This is a genomic window from Psychrobacter sp. C 20.9, from assembly GCF_001921765.1.
GTDB lineage: Bacteria > Pseudomonadota > Gammaproteobacteria > Pseudomonadales > Moraxellaceae > Psychrobacter > Psychrobacter piscatorii_B.
The window spans coordinates 83,075-96,545 of sequence record NZ_MRYC01000003.1; the positions used below are offsets into that span (position 1 = coordinate 83,075).

At 43.1% G+C, this 13,471-nt stretch carries 12 protein-coding genes; 8 read left to right on the plus strand and 4 right to left on the minus strand.

Going from position 1 to position 13,471, the window contains the following annotated elements:
* Positions 1-617 precede the first annotated feature (617 nt).
* Entirely contained in the window at positions 618-3,863 is a 3,246-nt protein-coding gene (gene putA / locus BTW00_RS02855; protein ID WP_075106136.1) for a bifunctional proline dehydrogenase/L-glutamate gamma-semialdehyde dehydrogenase PutA, read from the plus strand.
* 11 nt (positions 3,864-3,874) lie between these two features.
* Entirely contained in the window at positions 3,875-4,567 is a 693-nt protein-coding gene (locus BTW00_RS02860; RefSeq protein ID WP_075106137.1) for a 1-pyrroline-5-carboxylate dehydrogenase, read from the plus strand.
* A gap of 187 nt (positions 4,568-4,754) precedes the next feature.
* On the opposite strand, the gene BTW00_RS02865 is transcribed toward BTW00_RS02860, so the two are convergent.
* Positions 4,755-5,927: a cupin domain-containing protein gene (locus BTW00_RS02865; protein ID WP_075106138.1), complete on the minus strand. Its 1,173-nt coding sequence runs from the start codon at positions 5,925-5,927 to the stop codon at positions 4,755-4,757.
* 130 nt (positions 5,928-6,057) lie between these two features.
* Between BTW00_RS02865 and BTW00_RS02870 the strand changes: the two genes are divergently transcribed.
* Positions 6,058-6,243: an NF038104 family lipoprotein gene (locus BTW00_RS02870; protein ID WP_058025337.1), complete on the plus strand. Its 186-nt coding sequence runs from the start codon at positions 6,058-6,060 to the stop codon at positions 6,241-6,243.
* A gap of 4 nt (positions 6,244-6,247) precedes the next feature.
* Here BTW00_RS02870 and BTW00_RS02875 read toward each other — a convergent pair whose 3' ends face one another.
* Both BTW00_RS02875 and purB read right to left on the minus strand, forming a co-directional pair.
* The gene (locus BTW00_RS02875) at positions 6,248-6,886 is read right to left on the minus strand and encodes a DUF2238 domain-containing protein (protein ID WP_075106139.1); all 639 of its coding nucleotides are present in this window, start codon (positions 6,884-6,886) and stop codon (positions 6,248-6,250) included.
* Positions 6,887-6,917: 31 nt separating this feature from the next.
* Complete coding sequence (gene purB, locus BTW00_RS02880; RefSeq protein ID WP_057759636.1) at positions 6,918-8,309, minus strand: adenylosuccinate lyase; 1,392 nt, start codon at positions 8,307-8,309, stop codon at positions 6,918-6,920.
* Positions 8,310-8,621: 312 nt separating this feature from the next.
* On the opposite strand from purB, the gene BTW00_RS02885 reads away from it, so the two are divergent.
* Positions 8,622-9,017: a hypothetical protein gene (locus tag BTW00_RS02885; protein ID WP_075106140.1), complete on the plus strand. Its 396-nt coding sequence runs from the start codon at positions 8,622-8,624 to the stop codon at positions 9,015-9,017.
* 157 nt (positions 9,018-9,174) lie between these two features.
* Complete coding sequence (locus BTW00_RS02890) at positions 9,175-10,017, plus strand: hypothetical protein (RefSeq protein ID WP_075106141.1); 843 nt, start codon at positions 9,175-9,177, stop codon at positions 10,015-10,017.
* Between the two features lie 11 nt (positions 10,018-10,028).
* Here BTW00_RS02890 and mnmA read toward each other — a convergent pair whose 3' ends face one another.
* On the minus strand, positions 10,029-11,255 hold the full coding sequence (gene mnmA / locus BTW00_RS02895) for a tRNA 2-thiouridine(34) synthase MnmA (RefSeq protein WP_075106142.1): 1,227 nt from the start codon (positions 11,253-11,255) through the stop codon (positions 10,029-10,031).
* A gap of 260 nt (positions 11,256-11,515) precedes the next feature.
* On the opposite strand from mnmA, the gene ispF reads away from it, so the two are divergent.
* The 3 genes from ispF (at position 11,516) to BTW00_RS02910 (ending at position 13,293) form a co-directional block, all read left to right on the plus strand.
* The gene (gene ispF, locus BTW00_RS02900) at positions 11,516-12,019 is read left to right on the plus strand and encodes a 2-C-methyl-D-erythritol 2,4-cyclodiphosphate synthase (protein ID WP_075106143.1); all 504 of its coding nucleotides are present in this window, start codon (positions 11,516-11,518) and stop codon (positions 12,017-12,019) included.
* A 117-nt stretch (positions 12,020-12,136) separates the two neighbouring features.
* Positions 12,137-12,487: a Grx4 family monothiol glutaredoxin gene (gene grxD / locus BTW00_RS02905; protein WP_075106144.1), complete on the plus strand. Its 351-nt coding sequence runs from the start codon at positions 12,137-12,139 to the stop codon at positions 12,485-12,487.
* Between the two features lie 266 nt (positions 12,488-12,753).
* Positions 12,754-13,293 (plus strand): hypothetical protein, encoded by a 540-nt coding sequence (locus BTW00_RS02910; RefSeq protein WP_075106145.1) that lies wholly within the window; start codon positions 12,754-12,756, stop codon positions 13,291-13,293.
* The last annotated feature ends 178 nt before the right edge of the window (positions 13,294-13,471 follow it).

Below are 13,471 nucleotides of genomic sequence, written 5' to 3' on the forward strand. Positions count from 1 at the left end.
GCTTACTAGTGAGCCCAAAATTGGTACGATTAAAACCCAAAATTTTGGTAATAATTAATCAGTAATAGTAAACTAAAAAATATAACCAAAGCGTCATGACTGAAAAATTGCTTGTAAATATTTGTTTTTTAAAGAAAATTTAATTTTCAAAAATAAAAAAAGCGTTAGTTTGAATTTTTTTTTCATGATATTATAGCTGAGTTAAGCGCATCACCTCAATCAACGCCGTAGAGGTTTTTCTTACAGTGAATTTGCACATTTAAGATGGTATGTTTGGGCTTGTTTAAGTGATTTTTTATCACTTCATTCAAGCGATATTTGTCCATCACACTCCTTTCACTACTAACAAGAAGAAGGCACTAATGCCGCTTAATTTTTCGTTGTTGCCTTTGTATTGTTAACGTAGCCCGTTTAACAGTGGAACGACCTACTTAACCATCTCCAGCATGTGCTGGATTTTCTAGTTTTGTGATGGCGCCGTTTGGTCTTTTGATTATTGCTGTGAATATCCCTCCATAACCTCTATTTTGATAGCGGTTACGAGCAGTTATGCAGGACGATCAGACTTCCTAAAGCACCATTTATTATGGTTTTTAAACGATAGTTATGGAGTTGTTATGAACCCAGTAGACCAGTTTACCCCGCAAGAGCCGATTTTGTTCAATCCTGTTGATATGCTGTCGCCAGAGTATCTTGCCCAGCCAATAGAAGAGTTATATAAGCGTATTTCGCCACTATATAGCGTTGATGAACAGCGTTGGTTGGCTGATTTATTGCCACTTGCCAAGCCTAGTACCCAAGAGCGTGATGCTGCCGCTGAGCAGACACGCAGGCTAGTTGAGCATGTGCGTAACGATGGCAAAGCAGTCAAGATGGTTGACTCATTATTGCTTGAGTATAGCCTTGATACCCAAGAAGGTATCTTGCTCATGAGCTTGGCAGAAGCGTTGATTCGAGTGCCGGATAATTATACTGCTGATGCATTGATTCATGACAAAATGAGTGTGGCAGATTGGAAAAAGCACATCAAAAATGACAATGGTTTCATGGTTAATGCCTCTACTTGGGGCATGATGATGACAGGCCGTGTCGTCAGTATTGATAGCAGCACTACTGCATCAGGTTTCTTGGATCGCATGACCAAAAAGATGGGTGAGCCTGTCATTCGTAGTGCCATGCAAAAAGCCATGCGCATCATGGGCCATCAGTTTGTATTGGGCGAAACCATCGAAGACGCCAATAAAAACAGCCAGCCATATCGTAATAAAGGTTATACCTATTCATTCGATATGCTAGGTGAAGCGGCTATCACGCATAGAGATGCTGAAAAATACTTTAATGACTACTTGCATGCGATCAAAGCGACGGCCAACGTCAAAGTCAAAGAAGGTATGCCTAAGCCATCAGTATCTATCAAATTGTCTGCGCTGCATCCTCGCTATGAAGCGACACAAGAAGCTCAGGTCATGGGTCTATTGCGTCAACGCTGCTTGCTCCTTATTGAAGCGGCACGCGAGGTCAATGTTGATCTTAGTATTGATGCCGAAGAAGCGGATCGTCTTGAGATTTCTTTAAAACTGTTTGAGTCTCTATACCGTGATAACTCAACAGCTGGATGGGATGGCCTAGGTATCGTTGTACAAGGTTATTCTAAACGTGCTATTGCTGTATTGGCTTGGCTTGCTCGTTTGTCTTCTGAAGTAGGCGATCGCATTCCAGTACGTCTAGTAAAAGGCGCTTATTGGGATACTGAGATCAAACTTGCTCAGCAAAAAGGTCTATCAGGCTATCCAGTTTGGACACGCAAAGAAGGTACAGATACCGCATATCTTGCCAGTGCGCGTTTCTTATTATCAGACCATCTGCGCGGTCTTATTTGGCCACAGTTTGCGACGCATAATGCGCACACACTGTCTTCAATCATGACCATGAGTCAGCATAAAGAGTTTGAATTCCAGCGTTTGCACGGTATGGGTGATGCACTTTATGACCATATTTTGCAAGCTTATGAGATTCCTGTACGTATCTATGCACCAGTTGGCGCGCACAAAGACTTGCTACCATATTTGGTACGTCGTTTGTTAGAGAACGGTGCCAACAGCTCTTTTGTCCATCAGTTATTAGACAAGTCGTATCCGATTGAAAAACTAACTGTGCATCCATATGACAAGCTACTTGCCAACCCAACCTTGCACAACCCAGACATCCCGCTACCATTAGAGATTTATGGTTCGCGCCGTGCAAGTTTTGGCCCTAACATATTTGTAGAGTCACAGTGGTTGCCGTTTAAAGCAGCTATTGATAGCCATCTCAATAAAAAATGGTCAGCGACACCTATTATCAACGGCCAAGCAATTAATGAATATGAAGTAGATGGCGTCACCCATCAGCTTGATGCTCAGCCTGTACGTGCGCCTTGGAATCATGACGTAAGCGCTGGTGAAGTCAAATATGCCAATGCAGAATTGGCTCGTCAAGCAATTGATGTCGCTGTCGCTGGTCAAAGTACGTGGCAGAACGTGACAGTGGCCAAACGTGCGGCAATACTGCGTAAAATCGCTGAGCTATTTGAAGAAAACTACGCTGAGCTAATGGCACTATGCCAAGTCGAAGCTGGTAAGACTATGCAAGACAGCATCGATGAAATCAAAGAAGCCGTTGATTTCTGTCGTTTTTATGCTGATGAAGCAGAGCGTCTAGACGATGTTGTGCATGAGTTTACAGATTTGTCTGGTAAGCAATCGCGTCAAGTTTATAAACCACGTGGCACTTTTGTGTGTATTAGCCCATGGAACTTCCCATTGGCTATCTATACGGGTCAAATCGTGGCGGCACTGGCAGCAGGTAATACGGTAGTCGCTAAGCCTGCTGAACAAACCAGCTTGATTGCTCATTTTGGTGCGCAACTCATGTATCAAGCGGGTGTACCAGCAGAAGCACTACAATTGGTGACAGGTGCCGGTGATGTGGGCGGAGCGCTAACGGCTGCTGATAACATAGCAGGTGTGATATTTACTGGCTCAACCCAAACTGCTCAGCGTATCAATCAAAGCTTGAATGATCATGCACAAGCGAGTGGCGAGCTGCCTGTATTTATCGCTGAGACTGGCGGTCAGAACGCGATGATTGTTGATTCAACAGCACTGCCAGAGCAAGTCGTTAAAGACGCTGTTCTATCTGCATTTGGTTCAGCAGGTCAGCGTTGTTCAGCTTGCCGTATACTATGTGTACAGGAAGAGATGGCTGATGATTTGATCGAGCTATTGCAAGGCAATATGGCTGAGCTGTCTGTTGGCAACCCGCTATACGCAGCTACAGATGTAGGTCCAGTCATTGATGCTGATGCCAAAAATGGTCTTGAGGCGCATATCGCGCGTATGGATGCTGAGCCAACCGCTACTATCTTGGCTCAAACACCAATGAGCTCAAGCTCGGTTGTCAGCCAAGAAAACTCTACCTTTGTATTGCCAACCGCAATCGAGGTAAGTAGTATTGATGTGATTGGTGGTGAGCATTTTGGCCCAATTCTACATGTATTGCGCTATAAAGCACGTGATCTGAATAAGCTCATTGATTCTATCAATAACACAGGCTTTGGTTTGACGATGGGTATTCATAGCCGTATCGAAAAAACTGTTGAGCATATCGAGCGCCGTGCTTTTGTAGGTAACACTTATATCAACCGTAACCAAATCGGTGCGGTCGTAAACGTCCAGCCATTCGGTGGTTGTGGCCTGTCTGGTACTGGCCCGAAAGCAGGTGGCCCGCACTATGTTGCACGTCTGATGCAGCTTGAATCAGCATCAACAAGCAGCCAAACAAACAGCACTACCCAAACAACCACTCAAACAGAACTCGCATAAGGAGTAGCAACATGGCGACTGAATTCAAAAAAAATCATGCCCAGGTTTGTGAATCTTGGCGACTACTTGGCGCGGTCAATCGCGCAACGTACCTAGAGGCGGCAATTCCAAAGCTGTCTCTATTGACTGGTGATGCTAACAAAGCAAAGCGTTTATTCAATCATCTATTGAGCGCGGCTCCTAGTTTGGATGAGACGCATCGTATGACTGGTGCGACAGGTGAGTCAAACGACTTGTACGTCACTGGTCGTGGTAAGACAATGGTCGTTGGTGGCGAATCAGCCAGAGCAATGGCCGTACTAGGTCAGCTTGTGGCTGCATTATTGACTGGTAATGAAGTCATACTGCATTGCCCAAGCCAAAATGAGATGTGCAATGAAGCCGCTAAAATCCTGTACGATACGGGTATTAACGAAGATGTATTGAGCGTGGCTAATGACTCGCAAACCATCACGCTTTTATACATTGATCGTCTTGCCCAAGTAGCCGTTTCTGGTAACCACAGCGAAGTACAAGCCATCAGTCAAGAGCTTGCTAAGACAGACGGTATCTTGACGCAAGTGATTAGTGTCACTGATATGGAAGGCTTATCAGAAATGTTAACGCCTGATTATCTGCATCGTTTTGTTACTGAGCGTGTTAAGACGATTAACACCACAGCAATCGGTGGTAACGCGAGCTTGCTTGAGCTTGGTACAGAGTAATAGTATTAACGACCAACACGTTTAGTGTTTATAGTGGTTTTAATAAATACTAAGCGGCGTTTGATACATCATCATGAGTATTGAACGAGTAATTGTATAATATGCATAAGAAAAAACCGCTATCTGAGTAATTATCAGATAGCGGTTTTTTTATTTGCGTGATTTAACTGAAAACAATGACGCGGTCTCATTCAGCCATTTCAATCCATACCCAACCGTTCTCTAACCATTCGCTTAAATCATCTGCATCGATATCCTTCACATCATAATGTTGTAATGACTCTCCATCAGCCAAACGTACCAACACTGCTATTGCTGCATCATCAAGTCCATCGAGACGCTGCCCATTGGCATATAGCACAATGCCATTACCAGTTTTGTTATAGAGTAGGCGATTGCTATAATCTGCTTGTAGTGTCGCACCCTCAGACAATGCTTGCATGAGCGCTTCAGTATCCAATGTTTCCTCTGGCATCAGCGCATCATATTGACGCTTACCAACCACTTCAGAGACAGCTTGACGAATCATCTCGTCACCGCGCTCAGATTGCAGCATTTCTAGCAATTGCGCTTTGATCGCAGCGATGCTGTCCGCTTGCAGCTCCCCTGAGTTTTGCAACGCTTGTGGCAGTAGCATCGGGATAAATAACTGGCTGTCATTGGTTGCAATATCCGCCACACTGTCGATGATTTGCATCAGGTTTGGACGACGACAGCCAAAAGAGAAAGTCAGACAGTCATCTTGTGCTACCCCAAAGTGTGACAGCTTTGGTGGTACATAAAGCACATCACCCGCTTCTAGTATCTCATCGAAGATAAGCTCTCCCATATCATCGAATAAGCGTAAAGGCTCATCAGCGACAAACTCTGTCTGCTCATCACAAAACTTACCCAATTGCCAGCGCCTAGAACCATAGCCTTGTGCTAAAAACACATCGTAGTCGTCATAATGTTTACCGACCGATCCACCTGCTGGCGCATAAGAAACCATGATGTCATCGCGCTGCCACTGCGGAATAAAGTCAAACGCTTGCCACAACTGACCGAGCTCTGGCGACCACTGTTCTAGGTTTTGCACCAGTACAGTCCATTGTTCTGGCAGATTGTCAAAGTCCGTTTCATTCAAAGGGCTTTTTTTAAGTTGCCACTGTGCCTGACCTTCTTTTTTGCTGGCTGCTTGGGTCAGCAGTCTTGCGCTAGCATCTTCTTCAAGGGCAAGACCAATCATGTCATCTGGCTCAAACATGTCGATCAATTGTGGTAAGCCTTGCTTGATAAGTAAGGGTTTCTTTTGCCAGTATTCAGCCAAAAACTGCTCAGGCGTGATAGAGTCGGGTAGACAAAGAGGAATAGAAGTCATGGGTAAGTCCATATTTTAAATGCGTATGAGATTGATAGTAAGAGAGGCTTTATAGAAAGGTTTTAATCGTTTATGATGATCCTCTATCTGATGGCTATCATCAGAGCAGCCACCGAATCGTAGGAAAGTTATGAAAAAATTGCACTTTATCGTCATTATCGCTAGCGTGTTTTTATTGCAAGCCTGTGTCCATAAAATTGTCACCGTACCTGCCAAAATCGCTTACAAAACCACCAAAGGTGTGGTCAAAGGCACTGTTGCTGTTGGTAAAGCCATCATACCGGGCGACAGCGACGATGATAAAAAAGACGATTAATCACTTAATTAGATACCACTTGGTTTTGACGAGTTTTAAATAGCATAATACCTGCCGCAATTAGCCCACCGAGTAATGCTAAAGCCATATCTTTGTGGGCGTCCCATATATCACCCTGCTGACCGTTATACGCTTCAGCAGCTTCTGGTGATAACGTCATTGCAATGCTCCATTCGAGTAATTCGTAGAGCAGACTTGATGACATATTAATCATGAGAGCAAGTGCGATGAGTAGTTTGACAGATTGAACGTTAAAGATAGATTTTGAGACATCTACCATCGCATGGAACAGTAAAAGCCCGTAGCTAAAATGGACAAGACGATCGTACATATTGCGCTGCCAACCAAACAATTCGTCTAAACGTATACCGAATAGTTGCTGTGTCCAATCATTGTAGGGCACGTAAGAGTATAGATAACGCGCCCCTATGATGTGAATGACTAAAAATAGTGATGCGAGCACATAAGAGCGTGAGCTAACATAGTTATAGCGATAAGCGCCTAGCATTAATGCCAAGAAAAGTAGCGTACCGAGTTGATGTAACAGGTAGTTCGACCACTCTAGTGGGTTAATGCTTGCCAGTACCATGACGACAAATACCGCAATTGTACTAGCAAGCACAGACTTATTATCCTGACGCATAGTGCTCGATGGCTGCTATTAATCGTTAAAATTACAGCTTGGCAATCCACTCTTTAATAGCGCGTGCTTGTTCAGCGGCATTACCGATATAAGTAGCAGGCGTCAATGCACGTAGGCGTTCTTTATCCGCATCGCTAACAGCCGATAGCTCATCGCTTTCAACAAAGGTTAGCATGGCTTCACGAGTCATGGCATTACCGCGAGTCAAGGCTTTTAGTTTTTCATACGGGTTTTCAACGCGGTAGCGACGCATGACCGTTTGAATCGGCTCTGCCAACACTTCTTGCGCTTGATTCAAATCATCATTTAAACGCTGCGCATTTAGCTCAAGTTTACCCACGCCTTTTAGGCACGCATCAAACGCAATCATGCTCTGTGCTAAACCAACACCGATATTACGCAACACCGTTGAATCCGATAGGTCACGCTGCATACGTGAAATTGGTAACTTCTCACCCAAATGTGCCAGCATCGCATTGGCAACGCCTAAGTTACCTTCAGAGTTTTCAAAGTCAATTGGATTAACTTTATGCGGCATGGTAGAAGAGCCAACTTCACCGTCTTTTAGGCGCTGTTTAAAATAGCCTAAGCTAATATATTGCCAAATATCACGGTTAAAATCGATCAAGATGGTATTGAAGCGCTTAACAGCATCAAACAACTCAGCGATATAGTCGTGTGGCTCGATTTGAGTGGTATAAGGGTTAAATGTTAGCTCTAGACGCTGATTGATAAATGCTTCAGCATGGCTCTGCCAGTCGACGTCAGGATACGCTGAAAAATGCGCATTATAATTACCGACTGCACCGTTGATTTTACCTAACAGCTCTACTTGATTGATTTGCTTGATTTGACGGGCTAGGCGGTAGGCCACGTTTGCCATCTCTTTACCAAGTGTCGTTGGACTGGCTGTTTGACCATGTGTGCGTGATAACATTGGCTGATCAGCGTGAGCAATAGATAAGTCAACGATGCTATCAGTCACTTGCTGCATTTTGGCAACGACTAGCTCGCGGCTGTCTTTGAGCATCAACGCATACGATAGGTTATTGATGTCTTCACTGGTACAGGCAAAGTGAATAAACTCAAGTGAGTCAATCAAGGCATCCTGACCACGGAACTTGTCTTTGATAAAGTACTCAACCGCTTTTACATCATGATTGGTCGTCGCTTCGATATCTTTGATAGCTTGAGCATCTGCTTCGCTAAAATCATCAACGATTGCATTCAAAAAAGCGTTGGTCTGGTCATCAAATGCTGCTAATTCACCAATTGCGCTGTTGTCAGCCAAAGACTGCAACCAGCGAATCTCTACCGTAACGCGAGCTTTGATTAGACCAAATTCAGATAAATAAGGACGTAAGCTATCAGCTTTGCTGGCATAACGGCCATCGATTGGGGAGAGTGCGGTAAGTGGGGTCATGATATCGCCTTTGAGTGAACAGAAAGTGAATGAATGCTTACTACAGTAGTAAATTTTGGTGGCGCAATTATAGCAAAAACTGATAAAAAAAGTGAATGTTTACCCTATTTCGCGTTTATTGCTGGGAATAAAAAGGTAAGGCTAAAGGACAAACAGGGCATTGTTGATATTGCTAGAGGAATAATAATAATGTGATATACATATTTTTTATAAAAACCAATAATTTATATTTGTAACGGTATTGTTTTTCTAATGTAAAAGTGATTTAATGTTTCTTTTGTCGTCAATAGTTTACTAAATGGAAGTCAAAGTATGAATAAGTTCGTTAGCGTTCTAGTGTTAGGCTCGGCATTGGCGCTTAGCGCTTGCGGCGGTGATAGTGATAGCAGTGGTTCATATGGATCTTCTGAGCCTGTTCAGTTTCAAGGCTTATCAAATTGTGCAATCAGTGGCAATACCATTACAGTCAATGAGATTGGTAGAGGTTGTTTAGTTAAGAAATCTAATATCAACAATGGTAAGAAATTCTCATTAAGCTGTCAGATTGTAGGTACGCCACCTCGTGGCTATGCAAACTTTAGTATCATAACTACGAAAGATGGTGATGGTGATGAGATTAAGCGCGATATAGAAAGTGCTAATGGTAAATATGATTATGTTTGTAAACCTATGAGCAGTCAGTTTCCAACGAGTGGGCTCTCTGGTTAAAACAGGTGTTTTAAAATAAAAAAGCCGTTTTTATTAAAGATAAAAATGGCTTTTTTCATAAAAAATGAAAACATCTTAAAAGTAAAGGCTGTCCATATTAATAGCGCTTATTGAACCAAACTCTATTACTCAAGTATCTTATCTCTAGAATATAACTATGAAAGACAAAACTTTATTTTTCTCATCCATCCTTATTTCTTTTATCCTTGGTAGTCTAGGCACTTACTTATTGATGACTAAGCAACAGATGGATCAAGTTATGCAGGGCAGGCAGCAGCCTATATCATCGCTGCAAGATAATACTGATTCAGGGTTTGAGAAAAAAGAAAGTATGGTACCTGTAGAATTGCAAGCGCTTGAACATCAAAATGGTAGCAATATACCAGCGATAGGATCGCAACCAGTAGGTTCTATGCATGATTACTCAGAAGAACAAGCGATGGATATTGTTAATAAAATGCCAGACTATATGTTGGAACAATATATTGATAAATTCATGACTCAAGGTGCAGGTGAGGCGCTCTCTGATAAACGTCAATTTGCGCAGCGTGCAGTTGAGGAATTGTACAAAAAAAATGACAATCAGCCACTCGTCGGTGATGTTAAGTTGTCACTAACGCCTGTGATGCCATCGGTATCCATGGATACCTCAACAATAGAAAAAAATGCCACTATATTTGCGCATCTTGATACCGCAGGCAAAGTGCCAGCCAGTCCTTTTGTGTTTGTGAAATGGGTCAATAATCAGACAGGACAAGTATTACTGTTTGAGAAAAAAGATATTGTTGCTAACAGCAATCAAAATTGGGTTAGCTTTAAGCCAGACGATGGCTGGCTTAAAGGCAGTTATGACATTCGTTTTTATCAATTTACATCAGAGCTGCAGCCTGTTGCGCAGCTGACTTATCAAATATATACAGTTGATGATACTAATTCAAATACAGACGAGGGTATGACAAGCAGTACAGTAACGGTTACTACTTCCGCTGTCAAAAACTAAATTAATCCTCTCTAAAATCCACATGGTGCATCGATAGATTCAATCACGCCGCCGCCTAAACATACTTCATCGATATAAAATACCGCTGACTGACCAGGGGTGACGGCGCGCTGTGGCTCATCAAATACCACGCGCACCTCGCTGCCATCAGCATTGGTCGCAAATACGCGGCAGGCTTGATCTGGCTGGCGATAGCGAGACTTTGCCATACAGGCTAAGCCTTCGTCGCTAAACACATCCGCAGGTGGTAAACCATCAATCCAATCGAGTTTATAGGCTTTTAGCTCGTTGCTCATGAGCATGGGATGTTCATGCCCTTGACCGACGATTAAACGATTTTTCTCTAAATCTTTAGCAAGGACAAACCACGGCTCCTCGGGACGGTCTTTGACACCGCCAATGCCGATGCCGCCGCGCTGACCCAATGTGTAGTACATGAGGCCATCATGAGTACCGATGACTTTATTATCATCAGTAAGTATCTCGCCTTTTTGGGCAGGCAAGTACTGTTGTAGGAAATCTTTAAAACGGCGCTCACCAATAAAGCAAATACCCGTAGAGTCTTTTTTCTTAGCCGTCGCTAGGTCATGCTGTTCAGCGATTTGACGTACCACTGGCTTTTCAAGCTCGCCAACGGGGAATAGCGTTTTAGCGATTTTGTCACCGCCAACCGCATGCAAAAAGTAGCTTTGGTCTTTATTATTATCAAGACCGCGTAAGAGCTGCGCAACCTCGTCACCTTCGGCATTGATATAGTTCACACTGCGGCGCGTATAGTGACCGGTCGCGATATAATCTGCACCAAGCGTCAACGCGTAGTCCAAAAACGCCTTAAACTTAATTTCTTTGTTGCACAAAATATCAGGGTTAGGGGTGCGGCCGGCTTTATATTCTGCCAAAAAGTGCTCGAATACGCGATCCCAATATTCCATAGCAAAGTTGGCCGTGTGCAGCTTCATGCCAATTTTGTCACATACGGCTTGCGCGTCTGCGAGGTCATCCATTGCTGTACAGTATTCGGTGCCGTCATCTTCTTCCCAGTTCTTCATAAACAGGCCTTCAACCTTGAAGCCTGCCTGCTGAAGTAATACGGCTGATACAGAAGAATCGACCCCACCTGACATACCGACGATCACATGCTTGGAGCTAGGATTTTCGACATCAGCAAGTGTTAAAGGGCGATGAGCATTAAAAGACTCAGAAACGGGTGTGCTTGAAGTATCTTGTATGGCTGACATAAAACGGCTCAACTATTTATACGTTATCCAAAGCAAACAGTGACGCCAAAAATTATGCAGTCACTACAATACGTAGTGTCAGCAGAACAACGTCAGCTTGTCTTTTGGATCTGGTATTATGATAAAATAAACGTCATATTATACCAGTTAATTGAAACTAGTGGCGACCGATGGTGTCTGGCTACTCGTAAAACCACTTTGAAAATTCAGATAGTGGTTTTGAATTATTTTAATCACGTTTAATGCATCTTGGAATAATAATGATAAAAATTGGTCAAGGTATCGATGTTCATGCTTTTCATAATAATGGTCAGCAGCAACAATATGTCATTCTAGCGGGCGTGCCGATTGAGCATTCTCATAGTTTGCTCGCACACTCTGATGGGGATGTGGTCTTGCATGCATTGGCTGATGCGCTGCTAGGCGCACTTGCACTTGGCGATATTGGGCAGCATTTTCCTGATACCGATGCGGCACATGCTGGATTGGATTCAAGGATTTTGCTGCGTTATGTTTATAGTAAAGTGCAAGAGGCTGGTTATAGTCTAGGCAATGCTGATATTACGGTGATGTGTGAACGTCCAAAGCTGGCACCGCACAACAAAGCGATGCGCGCTAATATCGCGAGCGACTTACAAACGGATATTAGCAATATCAGTGTAAAAGCCACCACGACTGAAAAATTGGGATTTACGGGTCGTCAAGAGGGCATCATGGCCAATGCCGTGGTATTATTAGTCCCTAACGCTATCGAACCTACATAGATCGAAATTCGTGCTTGTAATACAGCGGCAGTCGCCCCATGTATCAGCCACGTCTTTACACAATTATTTTTATATAAATAATCATTTTAATGAACCGCTTTATCAATAGGAGCTTTTATGAGTGAGCAAACCCCAAACACTGCTGCAAACGACGTTGAACAATTGATCCGTGATCAAATCCGTGACAATAAAGTCATTATCTACATGAAAGGCACACCGCAATTTCCGCAGTGTGGTTTTTCAGCGCGCTCTATCGAAGTGTTGACTCAGATTGGTCGTCCATTTGCGTTTGTAAACATTTTAGAAAACCCAGAAATTCGTGCAACGTTACCAAAAATTGCGAACTGGCCAACGTTCCCACAATTATGGATTGATGGCGAGTTGATGGGCGGATCAGACATCATCTTGCAAATGTATCAATCAGGCGAGCTAAAGCCATTGATCGAAGCAAACAGCCCTGCTGCTTAATACTTAAAAGTGTGAATTGGATGGCTTTAATGTCCAATTAGCCTTTGTAAGATACGAGCACAGCAAACCCAAGTAGTCATTAATGGCTATTTGGGTTTTTTTATTATTGCTATTAGTGTCACTAATACTCTATCTATTCTTGTCCCTACTAGTATTTCCACGCGCCTATGTCATTAGGCTTCGTTGTTTTTATGGGATTTACCCCCATATAGTGTCCAAGATACCAGCGATATAAATAATAATTATCAGATAATTAAGAGAGCTTTATGAATAACCAAACCAGTGAACAGTTAAATGAGCAGAGAGAAGCGGCTGAGCAGGCGGCGATTGAAAAGCGTCGTGAGCGTTTAAAAAACGAATCTACGCGGATTATTGAGATTGCTAATAATGAATCATACTCAGCACTGAAGTGTATTCATCAGCTTAGTGTGGCGGGCGGTGCAACTGAAGCGACCTATATCGCTATTGAACAGCGCATTGTTGTGGACCAAGATCCAGCAGGTGCTTATCACTTGGCATTGTTGGCTCAAAACACGCCAGATTTGCCAATCGATGCTCGTCAACTTATCGAATTAGTAGTCAACAAGGGTGATAACCATCAGCGCTTGGCCTTGCTCAAAAACTTACCATTACCGCCAGTTGAGCTTATCAAAGCGCAGATTTTAGCGAGTGATGATGGTGAGGCGATTGGTCAAATGAATGCCTATCTACAGATAAACCCAGAAGGGTATGGTAGCCATCATATGCTGTCTAGCGGTCAATCGGATCAGATCGTACCCTTGAGCCGTGGAAACAGTAATAACTAAGAGATCATTACGAACTCAAAAGCTAACAACCAAAGTGATGCTGGCGTAAGTATCTTTGCGCTTAATTATAATAGTTTTTATCCTAGCGTTTTTTAAGCGTGAAAAAATTGTTATAATGATGGGTTATTCAACCAATTATGAACGACTTATCTGAGTCGTTATCTTTTTTATAAATACG

Coding starts and splice junctions, on each gene's coding strand:
- putA (WP_075106136.1), top strand. CDS start 618: ATGAACCCAGTAGACCAGTTTACCCCGCAAGAGCCGATTTTGTTCAAT.
- BTW00_RS02860 (WP_075106137.1), top strand. CDS start 3,875: ATGGCGACTGAATTCAAAAAAAATCATGCCCAGGTTTGTGAATCTTGG.
- BTW00_RS02865 (WP_075106138.1), bottom strand. CDS start 5,927: ATGACTTCTATTCCTCTTTGTCTACCCGACTCTATCACGCCTGAGCAG.
- BTW00_RS02870 (WP_058025337.1), top strand. CDS start 6,058: ATGAAAAAATTGCACTTTATCGTCATTATCGCTAGCGTGTTTTTATTG.
- BTW00_RS02875 (WP_075106139.1), bottom strand. CDS start 6,886: ATGCGTCAGGATAATAAGTCTGTGCTTGCTAGTACAATTGCGGTATTT.
- purB (WP_057759636.1), bottom strand. CDS start 8,309: ATGACCCCACTTACCGCACTCTCCCCAATCGATGGCCGTTATGCCAGC.
- BTW00_RS02885 (WP_075106140.1), top strand. CDS start 8,622: ATGAATAAGTTCGTTAGCGTTCTAGTGTTAGGCTCGGCATTGGCGCTT.
- BTW00_RS02890 (WP_075106141.1), top strand. CDS start 9,175: ATGAAAGACAAAACTTTATTTTTCTCATCCATCCTTATTTCTTTTATC.
- mnmA (WP_075106142.1), bottom strand. CDS start 11,255: ATGTCAGCCATACAAGATACTTCAAGCACACCCGTTTCTGAGTCTTTT.
- ispF (WP_075106143.1), top strand. CDS start 11,516: ATGATAAAAATTGGTCAAGGTATCGATGTTCATGCTTTTCATAATAAT.
- grxD (WP_075106144.1), top strand. CDS start 12,137: ATGAGTGAGCAAACCCCAAACACTGCTGCAAACGACGTTGAACAATTG.
- BTW00_RS02910 (WP_075106145.1), top strand. CDS start 12,754: ATGAATAACCAAACCAGTGAACAGTTAAATGAGCAGAGAGAAGCGGCT.